The 21,767-nt window shown below is 61.3% G+C and carries 26 protein-coding genes, 2 pseudogenes and 1 riboswitch; of the genes and pseudogenes, 19 read left to right on the forward strand and 9 right to left on the reverse strand.

All coding sequences use genetic code 11. The annotated features are described in order from the left end of the window. Positions 1-415: 415 nt before the first annotated feature. Positions 416-796: a fluoride efflux transporter CrcB gene (gene crcB / locus FNZ07_RS20795; protein WP_091018830.1), complete on the reverse strand. Its 381-nt coding sequence runs from the start codon at positions 794-796 to the stop codon at positions 416-418. Positions 797-875: 79 nt separating this feature from the next. After that, positions 876-937, reverse strand: a riboswitch (Fluoride riboswitch). A 197-nt stretch (positions 938-1,134) separates the two neighbouring features. Between crcB and FNZ07_RS20800 the strand changes: the two genes are divergently transcribed. Continuing rightward, positions 1,135-2,787, forward strand: a complete 1,653-nt coding sequence (locus tag FNZ07_RS20800; protein WP_091018827.1) for a sensor histidine kinase — start codon at positions 1,135-1,137, stop codon at positions 2,785-2,787. A 22-nt stretch (positions 2,788-2,809) separates the two neighbouring features. On the opposite strand, the gene FNZ07_RS20805 is transcribed toward FNZ07_RS20800, so the two are convergent. Then, positions 2,810-3,391 carry a DJ-1/PfpI family protein gene (locus FNZ07_RS20805; RefSeq protein ID WP_091018825.1) on the reverse strand — a complete coding sequence of 194 codons (582 nt, stop codon included), beginning with the start codon at positions 3,389-3,391 and terminating at the stop codon, positions 2,810-2,812. Positions 3,392-3,627: 236 nt separating this feature from the next. Here FNZ07_RS20805 and FNZ07_RS20810 point away from each other — a divergent pair, with 236 nt between their 5' ends. The 4 genes from FNZ07_RS20810 to FNZ07_RS20825 all read left to right on the forward strand — a co-directional run bounded on the left by FNZ07_RS20810 (position 3,628) and on the right by FNZ07_RS20825 (position 5,954). Beyond that, on the forward strand, positions 3,628-4,074 hold the full coding sequence (locus tag FNZ07_RS20810) for a hypothetical protein (protein ID WP_407670710.1): 447 nt from the start codon (positions 3,628-3,630) through the stop codon (positions 4,072-4,074). An 87-nt stretch (positions 4,075-4,161) separates the two neighbouring features. Further along, positions 4,162-4,617 carry an Rrf2 family transcriptional regulator gene (locus tag FNZ07_RS20815; protein ID WP_091019165.1) on the forward strand — a complete coding sequence of 152 codons (456 nt, stop codon included), beginning with the start codon at positions 4,162-4,164 and terminating at the stop codon, positions 4,615-4,617. Positions 4,618-4,740: 123 nt separating this feature from the next. Beyond that, complete coding sequence (locus tag FNZ07_RS20820) at positions 4,741-5,388, forward strand: NAD(P)-dependent oxidoreductase (protein WP_091018821.1); 648 nt, start codon at positions 4,741-4,743, stop codon at positions 5,386-5,388. Positions 5,389-5,594: 206 nt separating this feature from the next. Next, a complete protein-coding gene (locus FNZ07_RS20825; protein WP_091018820.1) occupies positions 5,595-5,954 on the forward strand; it encodes a VOC family protein in 360 nt (119 codons plus the stop codon). Between the two features lie 13 nt (positions 5,955-5,967). Here FNZ07_RS20825 and FNZ07_RS20830 read toward each other — a convergent pair whose 3' ends face one another. Further along, positions 5,968-6,597, reverse strand: a complete 630-nt coding sequence (locus FNZ07_RS20830) for a cysteine dioxygenase family protein (protein WP_091018818.1) — start codon at positions 6,595-6,597, stop codon at positions 5,968-5,970. A gap of 130 nt (positions 6,598-6,727) precedes the next feature. Here FNZ07_RS20830 and FNZ07_RS20835 point away from each other — a divergent pair, with 130 nt between their 5' ends. Both FNZ07_RS20835 and FNZ07_RS20840 read left to right on the forward strand, forming a co-directional pair. Beyond that, on the forward strand, positions 6,728-7,195 hold the full coding sequence (locus FNZ07_RS20835) for an Lrp/AsnC family transcriptional regulator (RefSeq protein WP_091018815.1): 468 nt from the start codon (positions 6,728-6,730) through the stop codon (positions 7,193-7,195). A 165-nt stretch (positions 7,196-7,360) separates the two neighbouring features. Next, positions 7,361-8,455: a tyrosine-type recombinase/integrase gene (locus FNZ07_RS20840; RefSeq protein WP_143098163.1), complete on the forward strand. Its 1,095-nt coding sequence runs from the start codon at positions 7,361-7,363 to the stop codon at positions 8,453-8,455. Here FNZ07_RS20840 and FNZ07_RS20845 read toward each other — a convergent pair. The 5 genes from FNZ07_RS20845 to FNZ07_RS20865 form a co-directional block, all read right to left on the reverse strand. After that, the gene (locus tag FNZ07_RS20845; protein WP_091018810.1) at positions 8,434-8,700 is read right to left on the reverse strand and encodes a pyocin activator PrtN family protein; all 267 of its coding nucleotides are present in this window, start codon (positions 8,698-8,700) and stop codon (positions 8,434-8,436) included. The two genes, FNZ07_RS20840 and FNZ07_RS20845, sit on opposite strands and share 22 nt — an antisense overlap. Next, positions 8,697-9,611: a chromosome partitioning protein ParB gene (locus FNZ07_RS20850; protein ID WP_245811720.1), complete on the reverse strand. Its 915-nt coding sequence runs from the start codon at positions 9,609-9,611 to the stop codon at positions 8,697-8,699. The genes FNZ07_RS20845 and FNZ07_RS20850 overlap by 4 nt, the downstream gene beginning before the upstream one ends. After that, complete coding sequence (locus FNZ07_RS20855; protein ID WP_091018808.1) at positions 9,604-9,867, reverse strand: hypothetical protein; 264 nt, start codon at positions 9,865-9,867, stop codon at positions 9,604-9,606. Before FNZ07_RS20855 ends, FNZ07_RS20850 begins: the two co-directional genes overlap by 8 nt. Before the next feature lie 162 nt (positions 9,868-10,029). Next, positions 10,030-10,509: a hypothetical protein gene (locus FNZ07_RS20860; protein ID WP_091018805.1), complete on the reverse strand. Its 480-nt coding sequence runs from the start codon at positions 10,507-10,509 to the stop codon at positions 10,030-10,032. Next, complete coding sequence (locus tag FNZ07_RS20865) at positions 10,445-10,915, reverse strand: helix-turn-helix domain-containing protein (protein ID WP_249040680.1); 471 nt, start codon at positions 10,913-10,915, stop codon at positions 10,445-10,447. Before FNZ07_RS20865 ends, FNZ07_RS20860 begins: the two co-directional genes overlap by 65 nt. A gap of 190 nt (positions 10,916-11,105) precedes the next feature. Between FNZ07_RS20865 and FNZ07_RS20870 the strand changes: the two genes are divergently transcribed. From FNZ07_RS20870 to FNZ07_RS20920, 11 genes and pseudogenes are all read left to right on the forward strand, one after another. Continuing rightward, complete coding sequence (locus tag FNZ07_RS20870) at positions 11,106-11,318, forward strand: hypothetical protein (protein ID WP_245811719.1); 213 nt, start codon at positions 11,106-11,108, stop codon at positions 11,316-11,318. 111 nt (positions 11,319-11,429) lie between these two features. Further along, positions 11,430-11,957, forward strand: a complete 528-nt coding sequence (locus tag FNZ07_RS20875) for a phage regulatory CII family protein (protein WP_091018798.1) — start codon at positions 11,430-11,432, stop codon at positions 11,955-11,957. Between the two features lie 51 nt (positions 11,958-12,008). Then, complete coding sequence (gene dnaB / locus FNZ07_RS20880) at positions 12,009-13,391, forward strand: replicative DNA helicase (protein ID WP_091018796.1); 1,383 nt, start codon at positions 12,009-12,011, stop codon at positions 13,389-13,391. A 9-nt stretch (positions 13,392-13,400) separates the two neighbouring features. After that, complete coding sequence (locus tag FNZ07_RS20885) at positions 13,401-14,501, forward strand: helix-turn-helix domain-containing protein (protein ID WP_211367985.1); 1,101 nt, start codon at positions 13,401-13,403, stop codon at positions 14,499-14,501. A gap of 16 nt (positions 14,502-14,517) precedes the next feature. After that, positions 14,518-14,925: a hypothetical protein gene (locus tag FNZ07_RS20890; RefSeq protein ID WP_091018792.1), complete on the forward strand. Its 408-nt coding sequence runs from the start codon at positions 14,518-14,520 to the stop codon at positions 14,923-14,925. A 152-nt stretch (positions 14,926-15,077) separates the two neighbouring features. Then, positions 15,078-15,257, forward strand: a complete 180-nt coding sequence (locus FNZ07_RS20895) for a hypothetical protein (protein ID WP_091018790.1) — start codon at positions 15,078-15,080, stop codon at positions 15,255-15,257. 125 nt (positions 15,258-15,382) lie between these two features. Continuing rightward, positions 15,383-15,949 (forward strand): annotated as a pseudogene (locus FNZ07_RS20900) (MarR family transcriptional regulator); the annotation flags it as partial. Beyond that, positions 15,879-17,909, forward strand: a complete 2,031-nt coding sequence (locus FNZ07_RS20905; protein WP_407670712.1) for a phage terminase large subunit family protein — start codon at positions 15,879-15,881, stop codon at positions 17,907-17,909. The pseudogene FNZ07_RS20900 and the gene FNZ07_RS20905, both read left to right, overlap by 71 nt. A gap of 10 nt (positions 17,910-17,919) precedes the next feature. Then, on the forward strand, positions 17,920-18,126 hold the full coding sequence (locus FNZ07_RS20910; protein ID WP_091018786.1) for a phage head-tail joining protein: 207 nt from the start codon (positions 17,920-17,922) through the stop codon (positions 18,124-18,126). Beyond that, positions 18,123-19,612: pseudogene (locus FNZ07_RS20915) on the forward strand (phage portal protein). The gene FNZ07_RS20910 and the pseudogene FNZ07_RS20915 overlap by 4 nt, the downstream one beginning before the upstream one ends. Positions 19,613-19,614: 2 nt before the next feature. Next, positions 19,615-20,727 (forward strand): head maturation protease, ClpP-related, encoded by a 1,113-nt coding sequence (locus FNZ07_RS20920; RefSeq protein WP_091018781.1) that lies wholly within the window; start codon positions 19,615-19,617, stop codon positions 20,725-20,727. 3 nt (positions 20,728-20,730) lie between these two features. Here FNZ07_RS20920 and FNZ07_RS20925 read toward each other — a convergent pair whose 3' ends face one another. Further along, positions 20,731-21,087: a hypothetical protein gene (locus FNZ07_RS20925; RefSeq protein WP_091018779.1), complete on the reverse strand. Its 357-nt coding sequence runs from the start codon at positions 21,085-21,087 to the stop codon at positions 20,731-20,733. Between the two features lie 219 nt (positions 21,088-21,306). Here FNZ07_RS20925 and FNZ07_RS20930 point away from each other — a divergent pair, with 219 nt between their 5' ends. Continuing rightward, the gene (locus FNZ07_RS20930) at positions 21,307-21,651 is read left to right on the forward strand and encodes a head decoration protein (RefSeq protein ID WP_091018776.1); all 345 of its coding nucleotides are present in this window, start codon (positions 21,307-21,309) and stop codon (positions 21,649-21,651) included. Positions 21,652-21,767 lie beyond the last annotated feature (116 nt).

Consider the following 21,767-nt stretch of genomic DNA (forward strand, 5'->3'; position numbering starts at 1 on the left):
TGGACGCATCTGCCGTTCTACCGGACAGACGCGGGCGATCCCCTTGTGTCGGCGGTTCGAGGCCTTTTTTTATGACGAATTATTGTATAGGGCTTTAAAAGAAGTACCTGGCGAACCACATCAGATTTTTCTTGACTTAGTCAGCATAACCATAAAAAATGGAACCCTATTTCGAAAGCGGCCTTTGTATGCCGTGTCTCTTAGCTGGACTTGAAGCCATTATGCGGTTTCCCGGCCAGCCCAATACTTCTGGCAGTATCCCCGGCCAGCGGTTCCAGCGCTTTCGGATCCCCTCTCTCAGGTTCTAGCACGGCCCTCGGAATGGCTAGAACTTTTCAAGGCGTCACGGTCACGTGGCGCCTTTTTTTTGGCTGCGATTTTTACCGACGAAAAACATGCATTTCGCATGCCTGCTTCAACGGGTCGCCAGCGCGACTGTGCCAATGCCAAGCACGGTCATCGCCAGCGAGGCGCAGACGTGGATCGCGATTTCTCCCGCCGCCCAGCCGAGCCGGCCTTCCTGCAGGCGCTGGACCACTTCGGCCGAGAAGGTCGAGAAGGTGGACAGGCCGCCCATTAACCCCGTGATGATAAAGAGCCGCCATTCGGGCGCGACGCCCGGGTTGCGGGCAAAGTACGCGACGGCGACGCCGATCACGTAGCCGGCGATCACATTGGACGCGAGGGTGCCGAGCGGCAGGGCGGGGAATACTGCGTTCAGACGGATACCGAGGAGCCAGCGCAGCAGCGAACCGGCAGCACCGCCGATGCCGACGGCGAGAATGGACAGATACATGAGCGGGAGAAGGGCCTGGAAGCCGAAAAGTCGACAGGCCGGACTGCAAACGACATGATGCCGCGTCCGCAGTGATCCGGGCTAGGCAGGCATCATCAGCCACGAGGGCGGTTAACGGAGAATGCCATCTCCGGCGGGGAAGTCTATCACTGGCGGGGATTTGCCGGTATATGCGGGCCACGGGGCGCGCCCCGCATACAAAAATATGCAGCACGCACGAGCTGCGCGCCGGACGGTGGGCAGGTGCCTCGCGCGGCTTTGTCATCCGGCGAAAACGTCGACATAATGTGCCGTCCCGCGTGCGCCGCACGCCGGGACCCACGACTTTCCTCGCGCGCATGAGACTGACGACCAAAGGGCTGTTGCTGATCGCGATTCCTGCTGTGTTCGAACTGGCGTTGCTGTCCGGGCTCGTGAAGGCGCAGGCCGACGCCGAAGAGGCCGAACGCTGGGCGACGCACAGTCAGGAAGTGCTGCGCCAGACCACGTCGATTCTGGAGCCGGTGCTACTCGAGTCGCTGCGGCTGCGCGGCGCGGTGATCGGCGGCGACGCGAACATTTCGACGCCGATCGTGCTGTGGATGGACATCGATCGCCGGATCGACCAGCTCGTCGAACTCGTTGCCGACAATCCGACCCAGGTCGAACGCGCGGGGCAGATTCGCCAGGCGGTGCAGGCGTATCGCCAGTGGTCCGACCGCGTGCAGGATCTGATGCAGTCGGGGCGTCGCCAGGATGTACTCGAGCGTTTCCGCGAGCAGGCCACCACCGATGTGCTCGACCGCTTTCGCGGCCAGGTCTCGGCGTTCCAGGGCGAGGAACGCCGGCTCGACTCGCTGCGCGCGTCGGCTGCCGAAGAAGCCCATGCGCAGCAGCAGACGTTGATCGTCACCGCCGTCATCGGTTCGATCCTGTTCGTCGCGCTGGCTATCTGGCTCTTCACGCGCGGCGTCAGCGGCCGGCTTGTTTTGCTGTCCGCGAACGCGGGGCGGCTCGCCGGCAGCGAACCGCTGGCGCCGGCCGCGCCTGGCAGCGACGAAATCGCTAACCTCGATCTGACCTTGCACGACACGAGCCGGCGTCTGCTCGAAGCAGAACGCCTGCAGGCGCGTTTCCAGTCCGACCTCGCGCGCCGTGCCGACGAACTCGCGCGCATCAATGAAACGCTGCGTCAGCAGACGCAGGAAAACGAGATGTTTATCTACAGCGTGTCGCACGATCTGCGTGCGCCGCTCGTTAATCTGCAGGGTTTTTCGAAAGAGCTGATTCACGCGTGCGAGGATTTGCGTACTGCGATCCGCCAGTCGTCGCTGGTTTCCGCGGACCGTCAGCGCATCGAACGGCTGATCGAAGACGATATCGGCGAAGCACTGCATTATCTGCAGACTGCGGTGCTGCGCGCGTCGCACATCATCGATGCGTTGCTGCGCCTGTCGCGCGTCGGCCGGGTCGAGTATCGGCAGCAACAGGTATACCTCGGCGATCTCGTGCAGCGTGTGGTCGATGCAATGCAGGTGTCTATTAGGGCGCGGCGCGCGAATGTCGTCGTGCATGATTTGCCGCCTGTGTGGGGGGACCCGACCGCGCTCGAGCAGGTGTTCGCGAATCTGATCGGCAACGCGATCAACTATCTCGACCCGTCGCGCGAAGGTCTCGTCGAGATCGGCACGACACCGGCGCCGCCGGGGGTGCATTCGTTGCGCATCTTCTATGTGAGGGACAACGGCCTCGGTATTCCAGAGGTCGCGCTGCCGCGGCTTTTCAACGCGTTTCAGCGGCTGCATGTGAATGTCGCGACAGGCGAGGGCATTGGCCTCGCGCTGGTGCGCCGCGTAGTCGAGCGGCACGGCGGCCGGGTGTGGGCGGAATCGTCGGAAGGGGCCGGTACGACGTTTTATCTGTCGTTGCCGGAAGCGGCCGGCAGGCTTGCGCGCGAAACGGCCGCGCTGTCCTACGCCGAAGAGCAGGAGTTGCGGTTCAGCACCCGCTGAACCGCCTTCGCGCCTCGCTGCCTTAAAGCTCGATGCGCGTACCCAATAGCACGAGGAACTGCCGCAGCCATTCCGGATGCGCAGGCCACGCGGGCGCGGTGACGAAGTTCGCGTCGGTGATCGCTGCATCGACGGGGATATCGGCGTAGTCGCCGCCCGCGAGCTTCACCTCCGGAGCACATGCCGGGTACGCGGAAATGCGGCGACCGCGAATTACATCGGCGGCGGCCAGCAACTGTGCCGCATGACAGACCGCCGCGATCGGTTTTTTCGCTTCGGCAAACTGCCGCACGATATCGAGCACGTTCTGGTTCAGCCGCAGATATTCCGGTGCGCGGCCGCCGGCAATCGCGAGTGCGTCGTACTGCGTCGGGTCGACGTCGTCGAACGTTGCGTTGAGCGTGAACTGGTGTCCGGGCTTTTCCGTGTAGGTCTGATCGCCCTCGAAGTCGTGGATTGCCGTCTTGATGCGCTCGCCGGCATGTTTGCCGGGACAGACTGCGTCGACGATGTGGCCCACTGCCTGTAGTGCCTGGAACGGCACCATCGTTTCGTAATCCTCGGCGAAATCGCCGGTCAGGAACAGAATCTTCTTCGCTGCCATCGCATGCCTCCGGTTGAAGAGGAAATTCGTCGAACCTGGAGGCAGTCTACTCCTGCGAGTTTGACAGTACGGCGACGGTGGGCCGCATGACCGTGTGTGGCTTTTACCCGCATTTGCAGGTCGTGCTTGGCCGCCCCGGACGGCCCCGGTTGCTCCGAATCGAGGCCCCCGAACGCGCGGGCGTATGATGGCTGCGTTTCCGTGTCTAAAGCCGCTCGCAGCGGCTCCCTCTCGCAATGATCCCGAATGCCCGTCGTTCCCTGTTCCGTTGTACCGCTTCCGCTGTTGTGCTGCTCATGACGCTGACCGCGTGCGAAAAAAACGATGCGTCCGCTCAGGCCAAACTGAACGACGTCGCACAACAGGCCGGACAGAAACTCGATCAGGCAGCGAGCTATGTCGGTCAGCAGGTCGATACTGCACGTGCCAGTGCGCAGCAAAGCCTCGACGCCGCATCGAAGCCGTCGATCACCTTCGATTCGTCCATACTCGCGTCCGGCGCGCAGGCCAACTTGCAGAGCGCGGCGAGTATGGCTCAGGGCGCGCTCGGTCGAGCGGCGGGTTTGACCGGCGCGGGCCTCCAAACGGCGGGGCGCAGGTTGCAGGAATGGTCGAGCCAGTCAGCGGCTTCTTCGACGTCGGCAAGCGATGCCAGCGATGCGCAGAAGCAGATGGACAAGTAGTCCTTCAGCGCAGCTTGATTGCACGTTTTTGACAGAGCACATAAATGTACTTATGATGGTTACACATTGTCGTCGGGCTGGTTCGCTGTGAATACGAGTAGCCGGTTTGCTTTTGCAGTTCACATACTGGCGCTGCTGTCGTTGCAGGATGACGTACCGCTGTCGTCGGAGATGATTGCGGGAAGCGTCAATACGAATGCGGCGCTGATCCGCCGTCTGTTGACGATGCTTGCAGACGCGGGGCTCACCACGTCGCAGCTCGGAGCGGGCGGTGGGGCGCTGCTGGCGCGCGCGCCCGAAGACATTTCGCTGCTCGAGGTCTATCGCGCCGTCGACGACGTGCAACTGTTCGCGTTGCACCGCGAAGCGCCGAATCCGGACTGCATGGTCGGGCGTCACATTCAGAGCGTGCTGACGGGCATCATTGACGACGCGCAACAGGCGATGGAAATGGCACTTGCGGCACGTACGCTTGCGGATGCGACGGCCGACCTGGTTCGGGCGGAACGCTCGCGCGAGCGCAGGCGGCGAGCCGATCGATGATGCAGCGAAAGCTGCGCACGAGGTCTGACAGCGAAGGAGGACGACGGGGCGAAGCCCCGCTTTTTTTCGTTTCATATGTAATCGATGTAGTTACACATAACCGGTTTTGAAGGAGTATCGACGATGAGTAAAGCACTGAAGATTGCGCTGTTCGGCGCCACGGGCATGATCGGTTCGCGGATCGCGCTTGAAGCGGCGCGACGTGGTCATACGGTTACGGCGCTGGCGCGCAATCCGGAGCGCGTGCCGAACGGTGTGGCGAACCTGCATGCTGCAAAGGCGGATGTGCTCGACGCCGCGAGCGTGACGGCGGCGGCGCGCGGTCACGATGTCGTGGCAAGCGCCTATTCGCCCCCGCACGGCGACGCGGCGACACTGGTCGTGGCGACTCGCGCGCTGATCGAAGGCGTGCGTGCGGCGGGCGTTAAGCGGCTCGCGGTGGTGGGCGGCGCGGGGTCGCTCGAAGTGGCGCCGGGCAAGCAACTGGTCGATAGCGACGGCTTTCCGGAGGTGTACAAGGCGGTGGCGCTTGCGCATCGCGATGCGCTCGGTGTCTATCGCGGCGCGACCGATCTCGACTGGACGTTCTTTTCGCCGGCCGCGGTGATTGCTCCGGGCGAGCGCACTGGTACGTATCGCACGGGGGCGGGGACGCTGATCGTCGATGCGAACGGTGACAGCAAAATTTCCGCGGAAGATTACGCGGCTGCGTTTGTCGATGAACTGGAGCAGGGGCGGTTTATTCGTCAGATTGCTACGGTGGCTTATTAAGTCTTGCGCGTTGGCTGGACTACTGTGAACGTCGATGGCGGCCATGCGGGCGCCATCGAACAATTGAACGTTCACATCATCGTGAACATAGGGCTGGTCGATACTGCTGATCCCGCTGGTAGACTTGCACCGCGCGACCCTATTCCGTTCTCGTTCCCTTTGCTTTATGCCGAGGGGTTCCCAGGTCTTCACGCGAGATTGCCGACATGCAGCCGAGCCTGACCGCCATACTGCCCTGCAATGATCTTGATCGCACCGAGGCGTTTTTCGCGCGGCTAGGGTTCAGGCGCGAGAAGGGCAGTTCCGACGACTACCGCATGCTCGTCGACGGCTTCGGTGGGCAAATCCATCTTAATCCGGCTGTCGAAGGATGGCTCGTGCCGGGACGCAATCCGTTCGGGCTATACCTCTACCGCGAAGATGTCGACGAACTCGCCGCTGTGTTTCGTGACGAAATCCTCGGAGACGGCGATCCGCGCGACGAGCCTTGGGGCATGTACGAGTTCGCCCTGAACGCACCTGACGACGTGTTGGTTAGAGTCGGATGGCCGACGCGCCTTCGCTAGTCGAAGCGCCGGTTCAGGCCGTTATGAATTGCGGCACGGCAGTTGTTGGAGTCGCATGTGAATCGTCGACCCGGACGATGTCATTGACGTGCGTAGCGACCTGGGCGCCCGCTACGCCATAGAGATGCAGCGAAACGGCCGTATGGCCGGCAGTCACGCCTCGAACTGCAAGATTGCCGAGCCTGTGAATGCCACCATGGCCTGCACGGGTGAACGAAACGGCGCCGCGTCTGCGCGACTGCGTACGCGCTTCGACTGCGCGCTGCGCGTCAACATCCCATCTATAGACACTTTCGGTCAGTTCACCTTCGACGACCGCATACCCACACCACGTATGATGCGCGTGCACCGGGCTCGCCTGATCCGGCTGCCAGACGAGCGCGGCGATTGCATAACGGCCGAGCGGATCGGCGGCGAGCAGATGACGGCGGTATCCATTGGGGCTGCCTTCGCGTTGTGCCGGCGACAGCAGTGTCGGGCTCGCGGCGGCCTCGGCAAGTGCTGCGCGCATGCGGGTGGCGAAGGTTGCGCAGCGCGCCGGATCGCCGGGGCTGGTACACACGGCTAACGCTGCATCGAGTGCGCGGGCGAGGCGGGCGACGGCCGGAGCCGCGATAGATGGCGGGCGGGTAGTGTGATTCATCAAAACTTCCGCGATATATTTGATCAGTTGTTGGACACTGCTATTTATACCGACTTGTACGGAGAAAGAGGTTCCTTATAATTCCTCTAAAAACGGGATAAGTAGAATAATTTTCTATATTGGTGCACTCATGGGAATGGATATCATCGACCGCAAGCTGCTGGAACTGCTGCAGGAAGATGCGACGATGCCGGTCGCGGAACTCGCGCAACGCGTGAACCTGTCGCAGACGCCATGCTGGAAACGGGTGCAGCGTCTGAAGGAGATGGGCGTGATTCGGGCGCAGGTCGCGTTATGCGATCCGCGTAAGCTCGGAGTGGGAACGACGGTGTTCGTCGCGGTGCGGACGAACCAGCACACGGAGGAATGGGCGCGTACGTTCACGCAGGCCGTGCAGGATATTCCGGAGGTGGTGGAGGTGTACCGGATGAGCGGCGAGACGGATTATCTGCTGCGCGTCGTGGTGTCGGATATCGACGACTACGATCGGGTTTATAAGCTGCTCATTCGTGCGGTGCCGCTTTATGACGTCAGTTCTAGTTTTGCTATGGAGCAGATCAAGTATTCGACGGCGTTGCCGGTGCGCTTTTCTGTGTAGTCCTTATCTGGCCGTGAGATGCCCGTCAGGCGGGAGTTTCGGGCCAATCTATGCGCCTCTTGTTCACCCGGTTATCCTCACTTTCCCCCTTGTTTTTGCGGTGCCAAGGCTCCAAAATAGGTGCCATTTTTCCGTGGCACCTCAACACAGAACAACGGGGCAAGAGTGGGCACAATTACACCAAGAGAGAACAAAGATGGAAGTACCTCGTACAAGGCGCAGGTCCGCGTACGGAAAGGCAACAAGGTGCTGCATCAAGAGACCAAGACGTTCGAGCGCCGACAGGCTGCCCAGATCTGGATCAAACAGCGGGAGGCTGCGTTATCACATGCCGATGGGTTGAGAGCAGCGCTGCAAGAGAATCCGCCAGTCAAAGAGATGATCGGGCAGTACGTTGAGGAACTGGGCAAGCCGCTTGATCGTACGAAGAAAATGATCCTCAAACAGATAAGCGGTTCGACCCTCGGCGAGATAACGGCAGCGGAGCTTAAAAGCTCGGACATTGTTGGATTCATGCGCACAGTGGACGTTGCGCCGTCGACGCGGGGGCACTATCTCGCGCACTTGTCCAGCGTAATTACCGTCGCACGGCCGGCATGGGGCTACCCCGTGGATGCGTCCGTAGTTAGTGACGCGCGGATTGCGCTGACTCGGATGGGGTTGGTTGGGCGTTCAAAGCATCGCGAGCGGCGGCCGACTTTGGATGAAATGGACCGCTTGATGGTTGCGTTCGGCAGGATCAGAGAGGGTGTTCCCGGCAGTATTCCGATGCAAGAACTCGCGGCCTTCACGATTTATTCGCTGCGTCGGATCAGTGAGATCTGTCGGCTTCGTTGGGATGACTTGGATGAGGAGGGGAGTCGCGTTATGGTGCGCGACCTGAAGCATCCGAACACGAAGATGGGGAACGACACGTGGGTGGACCTGACACCAGAGGCGTTACGGATCGCCTTGGCGCAGCCACGATTGGGTGACCTGATTTTCCCGTACCGGCCACTTACCGCGAGCACTGCATTCACAAATACCGTACAGGTGCTGGGGATCGAAGACTTGCATCTGAACGACCTGCGCCATGAGGGCGCGAGTCGATTGTCAGAAATGGGATGGACGATTCAGCGGGTGGCTGCTGTAAGCGGCCACCGTAGCTGGAATACTTTGAAGCGGTATACGCATGTGCGTAAGGTGGGAGACAAGTACAAAGACTGGAACTGGCTGGAAGTGATAGCGCCGTTACAGAATCATGCTGTACCGGTGAGCTGAGCGCATTCTTTCGTTGCCGCTGCGCGTCGCTCGTCGATGTAGTTCGCCAGATCCTGCACGTACACGCCCTTCGCACTCTTTTGCGATGATTCGATCCGAACGAGGGGTAGCTTGATCTCTCCGTAGGTGATCTTGCGGAGCAGCTTATCCACTTCGAGGTGCGAGAAGTACGAGCAGCACACTTCGTCAATCGGAATGACAGCGCGCGCACCGAACTGTGCCATCAAGAGGAAAACAGTATTCATTTGATATCCCGTGCCGGTCTTTCGCGTACTCGTCTTTTTGGTAGATCAAGCAGTCCCACGTGAGGGGTCAATGCGGCATGCACGCTGGCGATCGTTTGTGGTGATAGTTTGCCGAACACCGAATCGTGAAGCACAGCCTGCAGGGCCTGCAAAAGTTGCTTTGCGTGCGGCTCAGTGATCTTCTTCGCGGCGACCTGCTTGGCGAGGGTCTTCTTCGTGACCTTCGCCTTGCCCGATGCTTTCGCATTTGACGCGGCCGTGGTCAACCGTTCCATCGCTTTCTCGGTGCCGTGTGCGCGGATTTCCTCGATCGCGAGCGTCGACGACACAACCTTGTCGCGGACAAGCTTGTGGAGCCCAGCCGGTGCATTCACGAGCAGCAACACATCGCGGATCGTCTGTTCCGTGATATTCAGGCGCTTGCAGATTGTCGTGTTCTCTTCGCCGAGCGCCAGCAACTCGACGACTTTTTCGGCCAGCTGCAGCGGTGTCAGCTTGTCGCTGTCGTTGTTTGTAATGCCGGCGTAGATCAGGTTCGCTCGCGTGACAGACTTCGCTTCGTCAATGACGATGGGCAGGCGATCGATCTTCGTACCCTCCTTTATCGCGAGCAATGCGCCGTGATACCGATGCTGACCTTCATACACGAAGATCAGATCGTCGCCTTCGACCTTGCGCACGAAACAACCCAACGGCTTCTTGCGGTCGTAACCATTCGCCTTGATCAGGTCCGCGACGTGGCGAACACGGGCCGGGTCGAGAGGACGCACATTGTCGCGCGGATCGAAGCGGATGCTTTGGGGCGGAACCGTCCACAGATCGGAAGATCCACCGCCGGCTGCTTTCACTGCGGCCTTGGTGTTACCGGTGACGATCGGCTCGGCGATTGCCCGGGGGCTTGTCCTAGGCATGTTGCACCCCCGCAGCGATGCGTTCAATGCCGCCGACATTTGTCAGGGTCAGGTCGGCGGGTTGGGGCTGAAACAACGAAACGCCCACCGCGATCGCCGCAGCGATAAATACGGCACGCCAGACCTTCGATTTTTCAAAGTCACTTTGGCGCACGACGGTGTGACCGTCTGGCGGCTCGACGGCCAGCCCCTGCTCGATACGCAGCCACGTCCTGCGCGCCTCGCCGTTCCAATCAATGCTGTCGGTGCTTTTCATGCGGATCTCCGGATCAAGGGACGCACAGGTCGCGTCCGCACCGAAGTATCCCGCAAGGGATATTTTACTGTCAATCCTCTTAGGGATATCTTTTTGCGGAAATGTTCCCCGGATCCGGCTGACGCACCGGGTCCGGGGCGAGCATTAACCTGTTCGGGATTTTTACGGAAGCCTTGTTCGGGCCAGAAGTGTGCCGACAAGCAGCTGGCTGCAGAGCATCAGTGCGACGTCGAGCCACGCAATCGTGTTGATGTACGTTGCGGCCAGAAAGCAGATAGACGTTGCCGGAAGCAGGCGGATGAAACCCTGCTGGAACGAGCCTGCGCGTCGTGGGCGAATGGCGTGCGCCCGGATGATGTCCGACAGCCCGTCGAGCTCGTCGGCGATCTGTGCGGCGACTTCCGGATCAATGCCTTTCGCGGTTACGCTGACCTGTCCGTCCGCGCGTAGCAGAACGGTGGCGGCAGCAATCGCAGGGTTGCGATCATGCTGTGCCGTCAGATTGAAGAGGTACTCCCGGATGGCCTTGTGCCGGGTGGTGGTCGCGCTGCTTTCGTAAGGGGAGAAAGGGTAGACGTTACCCGCTCCGTTTCCTCGGTCCTCGTTTTCTGGTCGTGTTGTTATGCGTGTTATCTGTGTCATCAATACTCAACGATTGGTCTGATAATGGTCGTTGAGCGGCCCGCCCGGCCCGCAGTCGTTGCTGCGCTCCAGGGGTGACCTCTTTTGAGACGGTGAGAGATCCGTCAGCCTCGATCTTCGTGTTGCCGGCCTGGCTGAGTACGAAGTCGATATAGCTTTTGATTTTGGCCTGTTCTGTCTCAGGCAATGCCGCAAAGCGCGAGCGGTCGTATTGCAAAGCCCCTTTGGCGTTTGCCTCGTCTTCGAGTAATTCGGCCGCGCTCACGCCGATGGCATCGGCGAGTGACTCGACGATGCCGATCTGTGTGTCCACGTTGCCTGCGACGACCCGGGCCACGGAGCTTTGTGAAATCCCGGCCCGCTTCGCGAGCTTCGCCTGCGTGTCGACGGTGGGCACGATGCTCATGTAGCGGCGGACATTCGCGGCGAGGACCTCGCGGAGGGGCTTCCTGTTCATACGCGAAATATTGCCCAAAATGAAATTCCCCTGCGGGATAAATGGGGCGGGTTTCCGGTTGCAGAAATATCCCCTAAGGGATATTATCGCGATACAAATTGACTCGTGAGGTAGTCCGGTGGGGATAAACCAGGAACCAATGCTTGCGACCGTCCTGCGCCGTCTGGATCAGGCAAAAGGCGCATGGCCAGACATTGCCAGAGAAAGCGGGGTGCCGTACCAGACCCTGACCAAGATCGCCTGCCGGATCGTCTGCGATCCCCGCGTCTCTACGGTTCAAACATTGTTCGACTACTTCGCGGCCCACGCGGATCGACCGGCGACGGCCGTTCGCGCTCACGCTGTGCACTGACGTTTTCCTGAACATGTTGTCTGTCGATGATCGGGGAAGGTTTGCATCGTACGGCGACCGGACCACGGTAAACACAATGAAACACACCCAATCCAAAGAATCGGGGTTGCAATGACGTGCAGATATAGCGGGACCGAGTGGCTCGACGTGCTTTACACGTCGGTGCGCAATACGCCGGGGGGCGTGGCGGACGCGGCGAATTTTCTGACGTTGCGTCGCGGCAGGGGGATCACGACCGAATCGTTGCGTCTGCGTCTTCGCGGAGAAGGCGACAACCGTCTCTCGATGGAGATGTTCGAGCTGCTGATCGAGTGGATGCAGGAGAAGCGTGACAGTGATTCCCATGCACTCGATGCCCTGCATGCGCTCAATGCGCGTTTCGGGCTGGTGGCCGAAGCCATCGAGGACCAGGGCGACGGCGAACAGGCCGTCATCGAACTTACGCAGCTCGTCTCCACGGCTCTCCACCTGCAGGCGCATGTCGGGCATGTCGCGGGGGAAGTCCAGCGTGCGATTGAAGATGCCCGGATCGATGAACGCGAAGCCGAACAGATCATTGCGACCGGGCGCAAGGGGCAGCGCCTGTTCCAGCGGCTGATGCACACCGCGCGCGATCTTGCCGCACGTCGACGTCGATAAACCCGTCCCGCCGTGGCGCGGGAATCAATTACTTTTCCGGAGACTTACATCATGGGTGCATACGAGCCTGCAGTCGGCCCGTCGGATACGCACGCGCAAACATCGGCGCCAGACGCGGAACAGTGCGTTCTAGGTGCACTGTTGCTGGACAACGGGGTACTCGAAGAAATATCGGGCAAGGTCTCGGACGCTGACTTCACGGTTGGCGAGTACGCCGTCATTTTCAGGGCCATCCGTGACCTCATCGTGCGTGGCAGTGCGGCCGACCCCGTCACCGTTTTCGAGCGCCTGCAGTCGACCGGCTCGAAGATCGAACGCCCGCTTGTGCTGCTGAACGAATTGGCGGCCAACACGCCCGGTACGAAGAATGTCCGGTACTACGCCGAGATCGTCCAGAATCGTTCGATTGCCCGCAGGATGCTGCGTGTGTCTTCACAGATCCGCGACACGGTGCTCACCCCGAATGGTCGAACGCCGCATGAGCTGCTCGACGCCGCGCAGGCCAGTCTGCTCGCGATCTCGGACGCGAAACAGTCATCTGAACAGGAATTCCAGCCGCTCGACGCTGCGCTCACACGCGTGATCGAGAAGATTGACCAGCGCTTCCAGGCGGGGCCGGGGCAGCACCTCGGCGGAACCGCCACAGGTTTCGTGGATCTCGATCGCATGACAGACGGCATGCACGGTGGTGAACTCATCATCGTGGGTGGCAGGCCGTCGATGGGCAAGACCTCGCTGGCGATGAACATCGCCGAACACGTCGCGGTCGTACTCGGCCTGCCCGTCGCGGTGGTCTCCCTCGAAATGCCCGCCGAGCAGCTTGCCCAGCGCATGCTTGCCGGAACGGCCCGGATTAACCAGCACAAACTGCGTACCGCCAACCTGCGTGACGACGACTGGAGCCGGATCACGCACGGCACGCAGACGCTCGTCGGCGCGCCACTCTATACGATCGAAGACTCGAACATGACGCCGCTGCAGTTCAAGGCCAAGGTGCGGCGCCTGCAGCGTCAGCTCGGCCGGCCGCTCGGCCTGATCGTTGTGGATTACCTGCAGCTGATGTCGGGCGAGAGTAGCGGAGAAAACCGGACGTTCGAGCTTTCGCACATCTCGCGCGAACTGAAGAAGGCCGCAAAGGAATTCAACGTACCCATCCTGGCGCTCTCCCAACTGAATCGCGCGGTCGAGCAGCGCCCGAACAAGCGGCCTGTGATGTCCGATATCCGCGAGTCCGGCTCGATCGAACAGGACGCGGACGTGATCTATTTCATCTACCGCGACGAGGTCTATCACCCGGACAGCCAGGACCGCGGCTGCGCCGAAGTCATCATCGCGAAGCAGCGTAACGGTCCGCTCACGACGGTGCGCCTTGCCTTCCGCAACGAACTCACCCGATTCGAAAACTTTGCCGATCCTGCACCGGGACCGGTCTAGACACAGCGCATGACAGCCATCCACACATCCTTTACCTGGCGCCGTGCGATGCGCCAGAGCACGCTGACGAGCACCACGAAGCTGGTGCTGTACACGCTGGCCGATTACGCGAACGCGGCCGACGACAACTGCTGGCCCTCGATCGAGCGTCTGGCGGACGACGCCACGCTCTCGGAGCGTGCGGTGAGCAAGCACCTCGCGATTGCCGAAGAGGCAGGGTGGGTGACGCGCTGGAAGTCCCGCCAGAAGGACCGCAGGTGGGCGCACGGCCACTACCGCCTGACGTTGCCGGAGGACGTCGCACGCACCCTGCGGGACGCGATCGACTTCGAACTGGCCGGGTCGGACAGTACCCGTGAACTGGCGTCCCGGAATGCGAAGTTACCGGAACGTCGTTCAGGTAACTTCGCATTACCTGCACCACGTTCCGGTAACTTCGATGTATCACCTGAACCACGTTCGGGTAATCCGGCTGAATCACCTGAACCGGGTTCCGGTGATGGCGAATGTGTTCCCGAAAACGGACCCGATGACGAAAGTTACCTGAACCACGTTCCTACTAACTACCCAGTAAACAGAAATACGTTAACACCTACTCTCTATCAACCACCGGTGGTTAGCACAGGTGGGGAGCGTGCCAGAGAGGAGGTTCGTCAGGAGCGTAGCCCGGCATCCATGGCGCAGTGGATGTTCGAGCGACTGCGTTCATTCGATCCAGGCTTCGGCTCGGTAGACCTGCGGTCGTGGACCGGTGAGGTCGAAGCCATGCAGCAGGTCGACGGTCGCGACACGGATCACATTGCCGTGCTGTTCAGGTGGGCAACCGAGGACGGGTTCTGGCGAAACATCATCACGTCGCCACAGCGCCTGCGCAAGCACTGGGACGAGCTGCGGCGACGCCGCAACGATGCAATCGGCAGGAAGAAGCAGGACACGCAGGCCGCGTCGACGGGCGCATCAGCTGGCGCACCGACCGCCGGTGTTGACCGGCGCTGCGCACACGTTGACGAGGGCGGGTGCCGTTGCACACACACGGCGACAACGATTATCGGTGCGGGTGCATCACGACGCGGTTACTGCCGCCAGCACCTCGACCACTACGACAACTAGACCAGAGCGAACGGACATGACGCTTGAAGAACGGCTGGAGAACTGGGCACGCGCGATACGCGGTGGTGCGGGCGGTGGTGACTCGCTGACAGCGAATATCTACTTTCAGACGGTGCGGGGCCGTGCCGTGAACTCGACGCTGGACGACGAAGACGCTGCACTCGTTGAACGGACGATTCGCCGTCTCATGCCGATGGATCGCAAGCTGCTGCAGATGCATTACGTGTGGCGTGCGTCGCCGCCGTTCATCTGCCGCAAGCTCGGCCTGCGGGTACGTCCGACCTCGATCTTCGATCTCGCGCTGGCACACGCACGTCGGGCGATCGATGAAAAGCTCTCCGAATCAAGTGTCGTGCAACGCCCGGCGTACGTGTCGATGAAAGAAATCATCGAAAAACTGAAAGAGGGTGTTGCACAATCGTAAGATGCCGGGGTAAACTTCGGTCCACAATCTGATTCCGGTTAATACCGAGCGACGCGGCCTGTTCCGGGTCGCTGCTCGCCTGAAGAATTTCGAAGCCCTGAGTGCGCAAGCCTCAGGGCTTTTTGCATTGGGGCGTGAGAATGCGAGTACGTGTGACTGACAACGATCCGCGCGAGATCTGGTCTGTGTGGGACGAGGAGTATGTGCGCGGCGGGATCACCGCACGCTGTCATCTGGCCGATGGCACGCTCGACCGCATCATGCGGGCGCGGGACTACGCGTACGGCCATCAATGCGATCTGCGGGCGTCCGATCTCGCGGCGATGGTCTGAATGCCAGCCTTATGACTGGCATGCCTGAAAAATGAGCAGCCGGGGACCCTGCAGGCGCCCGGAGACACGGGGGCTCGCACCCGCGTTTTTTCTCTACTGGTGACGTTGCAAGGGGGGTCATATTCATGCCAACCCAGACCGAAATCGCACACTACCTCGACCTCGACCAGTCGGCCGTTTCGCGCCTGGTCGACCGGCTCTGCATTGACTATCGCAACGCCACGATGGACGAGGTGCGTGTGGCGTACATCCGCCACCTGCGCGAAGTCGCGGCCGGCCGGTCGAGCGAGAGCGGCGTCGATCTCGTCACCGAGCGCGCGATGACCGAGCGGGTCGACCGTGAGATCAAGATGCTGACGCTGGCCGAGAAGAAGGGGCTGCTCGTGAACGCGAAGCAGCTCGAACAGGCGTACGGCCAGATGGTCGGCGCATTCCAGACCGAACTGCTCTCACTGCCCGACAGGATGGTGCAGGAGCTGCGCACGCTGTATGGCGTCGAAGTCGATGTTGAACTGCTGAACGAGCATATCAATGGTTGTCTTGAGCAGCTTGCTGGATACGAGCCAGACAGTCCGGGCGGTGATCCGGCGGATAGCGAGGCTGCTGAGTCCGCCTGAGCGGATCAGTACCACGGACTGGGCGAAGCGCCACCGGCGCATGAGCGCGAAGGCATCCGCCAGTCCCGGCCGGTACAACCCGAACATCACGCCGTGGGTGGTCGGCATGCATGCGGCGCTCGACAGTCCGCGCGTGCAGAAAGTGGTGTGCATGAAGTCGGCGCAGGTGGCGTGGACCGATGGCGTGCTGCTCAACTACATCGGCCGCCGGATCGACACCGATCCGTGCCCGATGATCCTAATGTTCGCGAAGGAAAAATCGGCGAAGAAATTCAACCTCGAAAAGTTTGAACCGATGGTCGAGGTGACGCCCCGGCTGCTCGCAAAGGTGCCGGTTCACGCGGGACGCGATCGCAACAACCTGTGGGATCACAAGAACTTCACGCGCGGCTTTCTGAAGTTCATCACGTCGAATGCGCCGGATGACGTGAAGTCGACCCCGGCCCCGGTGGTCGCGGTCGAAGAGCCGGACGACGCGAACCAGAACGTGCGCGAGCAGGGCGACTCGATCACGCTGCTGGAGGAGCGCAACAAGAGTTATTCGGACAGCCGCCGCAAGGTGATCTTTGGCGGCACGCCGACGATCGACGGATTCTCACGGATCCAGCAGGCGTACGAGGCATCGGACCAGCGCCGCTATCTGGTGCCGTGTCCCGACTGCAGCGAAGAGCACGAGCTCGCGTGGGAAAACGTCGGCTGGCTCGAAGATGCCGATGCCGCGCACGAAGTGTTCGGGCTCGCGCGGCCGGAGTCGGCGTGGTACGCGTGCCCGCACTGCGGCAGCACATGGGACGATGCGGTGCGTGTGCGGGCTGCGCGTCACGGCCGGTGGGTGGCGACAGCAGCGTTTCACGGCACGGCCGGGTTTCGCATCAATGAACTGGTGTCGCCATTCCCCGGTTCGCGCCTTGCCGAGCTGGTCAAGAAGTGGCTCACTGCCGAGAAGGCACTGCGCGCAGGTGACGACACGAAGATGCGTTCGTTCGTGAACAACTCGCAGGGGCGGCCGTACCGGTATCGCAGCGAGCTGCCGGAAACGGACATCCTTGCCGAGCGGGCGCTGCCGTACGCGGTGTTCACGGTGCCGGCTGCGGCGCTGGTGCTCACGATTGGCATCGACGTGCAGCACGACCGGCTGGCCGTCATCATCCGCGCATGGGGACGCGGCGAGGAAAGCTGGCTTGTCCTGTGGGACGAGATCTACGGCAACGTGCTGGAGCAGGGACAGGATCCGCTGGCCGGTGGGGTGTGGGGTGCGTTGACGGAGCTGCTGACGCTGGCGTACCGCCACGAGAACGGCTGGTCACTGCGGATCAAGGCAGCATCGATCGACTCGTCGGACGGCTCGACTTCCGATGCGGTCTACAAGTACGTCCGGGCCGCGCAACGTCGTGGCATTCACATCATGGCGGTCAAGGGCGGTACAGATGCGGGGAGCGAGATTTTCAGCGTACCGAAAGCGTCCGTCGATTCGGTGCGGAACAACAGCAAGGCTGCGAAGTATGGTCTGCGTCCGTTCATTGTCGGTGTCAGCAAAGCCAAGGATCTGATTCTGGAGAACCGCTTGAAGCTCACGGGCGATGGCCCCGGACGCATGCACTGGTATCGAGACGTGCGTGCCGACTATCTCGCGCAGCTCACCGCCGAGGTGAAGGTGCCGGGCCGCGTCGGCAGCAAACGGATCTGGCAGAAGAAGGCGGGCGCACGCAACGAGGCACTCGATGCGGAGGTGTACGCATTGCACGCTGCACGCAGTATCAAGACACACCTGATGCTCGAAGCGCACTGGCTGCTCGAACAGCAGCGCGTGTCGCAGGTGTCGCTCTTCGATGCCGTGCCGGTGGTCGAGGCGTTGCCGGGTGCGCAGGTGCTTGAACCTGCATCAGATCCACCACCTGATCCGGACATCAGTGTCGACGTCGATTCGGATGTCGAGACGATTGAACAGAAACATCAACCCGAAACCCCGCCATTGAGCGGGGTTTCTCGCAATCAGGCGCGACGATTTACGCGCTCGACGTACCTGGGACGTTAGGAACAGCACGATGGCTTACACACTGGCGGATCTTGAGCGCATCCAGGCGGCGATCGCGAAGGGCGAACTGGAAGTCCAGTACGCCGATCGCAAGGTGCGTTACCGGTCCATTGGCGAACTGCGTGATGCGCAGAGCGAGATTGTTCGCGCGCTCGACGGTGCAAGCGGACGTTCACGCATGATCCGGCTTCGGCACGGTGGCAAGGGGATGCGATGAGCGGTACATATCCCTCGCTCTCCCGGCGCGGCTTTGTCGTGCCGACGCGGCTGAAAGCATCTGCCTACGAGTCCGCGAGTTCGCAGGGCGCGCGGGCGAAATCGTGGAAGGCATCGAGCGCCGGGCCGAACGCATCGGCGGTGCAGAACCTGCCGCTGATGCGCCACCGCGCACGCGATGCGATCCGCAATGATCCGTGGGCGAAGACGGCGATTGCCCGGCTGGTGTCGAACACGATCGGCACGGGCATACAGGCGCATCCGCAGCATCCGGACGCAGCGATCCGGCAGCAGCAAAAGCAACTTTGGGAGGACAGCGGCACGGAACTCGATGCCGATGGCCTGCTGGACCAGTACGGCCTGCAGACACTCGCTGCGCGCGCGTTTTTCAGCGACGGTGAGGTGCTGGTACGTCGGCGTCTGCGCAATCCCCACTCGGGGCTTGCCGTGCCGTTGCAGATCCAGCTGCTCGAAGGCGACCTGTTGCCGGTCGAGCGGAACGATCAACTGGTGAACGGTGGCGAGATCGTCAATGGCGTCGAGTTTGATGCGGACGGCCAGCGTGTCGCCTATCACCTGCTTGCCCGTCATCCCGGCGAGTACAACCGGGCGATGAAAGGGAACATGCAGACGGTGCGCGTACCGGCGTCCGAGGTCGCGCACGTGTTCCACGTGCTGCGGCCGGGGCAGGTGCGCGGCGTGCCGGAACTGTCGACCGTGCTGCTTCGCCTGCACTCGCTCGACAACTTCGATGATGCGGTGCTGTACCGGCAGGAAGTCAGCAACCTGTTTGCGGGCTTCATTGTGAAGCCGCACGTGGAAGTCGGACCGATGGGGATCCACTCAGCGGTGCGCCGCTCGCGTTCGATGCGGACGGGTTTTCGCCGGTCGTGTCGCTGGAGCCGGGCGGCATGCAGGAACTGGCGCCGGGCGAGGACGTGCGGTTCGCGTCGCCACCGGGAGCCGGGACTGATTACGCGCCGTTCATGCGTCAGCAGTTGATGGCGGCAGCGGCATCGGTCGGCATGCCGTACGAAGTGCTGACAGGCGATCTGCGCGATGTGAGCGACCGGGTGCTGCGCGTGCTGCTGAACGAGTTTCGTCGTTCGATCGAACAGTTTCAGTGGAATGTATTCATTCACCAGTTCTGCCGCACGGTGTGGGCGTGGTGGGTCGATGCGTGCCAGCTATCGGGAGCGATGGCGATGCCGGGCTTTCACCGCACGCGTCGCGAGTATCTGCGGGTGCGCTGGGTGCCGCAGGGCTGGCCGTATATCCACCCGGTGCAGGACGTCGCCGCGAAACAGCAGGAGATCCGCGCGGGCCTGACGAGCCGGACGGCCGCGATCCTGGGTAAAGGCGAAGACCCGGAACAGGTCGATGACGAGAACGCGGCCGATCTCGCGCGTGCGCAGCGACTCGGTCTGTCGTACGACACGCACGCACCGGACGGCTCGACGCCGGACAGTGCATTGAATGGGGAGTAAGCATGCAGAAAAACCGTAAATGGTGGGACATCCGGGCGCTGGCGAACGCGCAAGGGGGACAGGATGAAGTCGAGATCCGGATCTATAGCGACATCGGCTTCTGGGGAACGGATGCACAGACGTTCGTGACGCAACTCGACGCAGCGGCGGCGAACGCCTTGACGATCGTCGTCGCGATCAACTCGATGGGCGGCGACGTATTCGACGCTTTCGCGATCTATAACGCGCTGCGTCGACATGCTGGCAAGGTAAAGGTCCGGGTCGATGGCATCGCGGCGTCGGCAGCGTCGCTCATTGCGATGGCAGGCGACGAGATCGAGATGCCGGAGAACGCGATGCTCATGATCCATAACGCCCACACGGTGACGGCGGGTGAAGCGAAGGATCTGCGACGGGTGGCCGATCTGCTCGACAGTGCGGGCGACGGCATCGTTGCTGCCTATGCAGCGAAGAGCGGCCAGTCTGTCGACGAGATCAGGGCGATGATGGACGCGGAAACCTGGCTGACGGCAGCGCAGGCGAAGGAAAGGGGTTTCTGTGATGCCATCGGAGCGCCGGTGAAACTGTCGGCATCAGCGAACTCGACACAATTACTTGCGCGATTCTCGGCGCTGCCTGACGGTATCCGGGCGCTGGTCGAAGAGGGTGATGTGACGGAGGGCACGCCGACAACTGTGTCGCCTGAACCGCCCGAATTGCCTGCAGCCGCAGCTGCACCGCAGCCCGATCCGGAACCGGTCCAGACCGCGCCCGATGTCGGTGCATTGGCGGCGCACGTTTTCAATGCCTGCCGTGAGGCGAGGCTGGCTCATTGCGCGGAAAGCATCGTGACGGCGACCGGTCTCAGGGATCGTGCAACGGTCGACGCAGCGATCGGAAACGCGGGTGATATCGCGGGAATCTGTATCGCGGCGAAGCTTCCTGAACTGACGACGCAGTTTGTCGCGGATGGTCTGACGCCGGATCAGGTACGCGCCCGACTGTTCGAGCGGTTGACCGCGAAGGCTCTGATCGTCAACAGCCGGGCGAAACCGGAACCACAAGACCGCCTCCCTGTACCGGTCGCGGGACCAAAGGCATCGATGATCTACGCTGCCCGTTACTGCGCAAAGTAACTTTTAACTGATCAGTCGATCGCTGGTGGAGTTCATCCACGGCCGTAGCAGATAGGCGTTAGCGATACACGGTAGCGTAATCAGGGCACCGACCTCTGCGATCGAGAGGGCGTGGAAGGTTACCACCAGTCCGACAACCCCCATCACGCCGGTCAGGGCATTCAGCGCATTTACACCAAATGCAACAAGTTTCAGCCAGCGAGGCGACCCTTTGCGAAAGGCACAGATGGCCAGCACAAACGGCACGATCGTCTGTAAATGGTGGAAAGCCACTTCGTGATATCGAAACGCAGAATTAGCCATTCCAATCACCACGGCGCCTGTTATCAACCAGTTTATGCAGAGAACCACGAGTCGCATATAGACAAACTCCTGTTATCGAGATCTGCGGGTTAGAAACAGCGCGATGTGCTGGAGCCGTGATTGTCGTCCGTCCTGATGAATTAGTCGAACCTTGTGTGTCGGCTTTCTACGGCATGTCGACGGCCCCTCGTATCTTGCCGCTACCTTCACGCGGATGACGACAGATCAATCTCGGAATACAGATACCCCATTTAACCCGTAAGTTGAGGATGCAACATGTCAAACATCAGGACACAGGGTTCGCTGCCCGCTGAATTTCTTCTCTCCGAAGGCAATGGCCAGATCTCGCGCGAGCGGATCGTGGTGAAGGAGGGGCCGGCGCTGCCGTCCGGTCAGGTACTGGGTGTGACCGGGACGGGCCAATATGCCCCGTACAGCAACACCGCGAACGACGGCTCGGAAGCTGCAGCCGCGATTCTTTATGCGCCCCTGCCGGCAGACAGTGAGCCGCGCTGGGCCACCGTGATTGTCCGGCTTGCCGAAGTGAGCGCATCGCTGCTCACGGACCTTGATGCGGCTGGTCGCTCGGATCTGGCTACACACATGATCATCGTGCGCTGAATTCCGCGTATCGAATCTCGTATCGCACTTCGTAATGAACCCTGCACGGGCCGCGCATCCTTTTACGGATATCTCGCGCGGCCCATTTCCGTTTACCTGCTGCTCATTTACCGGGA

The sequence above is a fragment of the Paraburkholderia megapolitana genome (assembly GCF_007556815.1).
GTDB classification, from domain to species: domain Bacteria; phylum Pseudomonadota; class Gammaproteobacteria; order Burkholderiales; family Burkholderiaceae; genus Paraburkholderia; species Paraburkholderia megapolitana.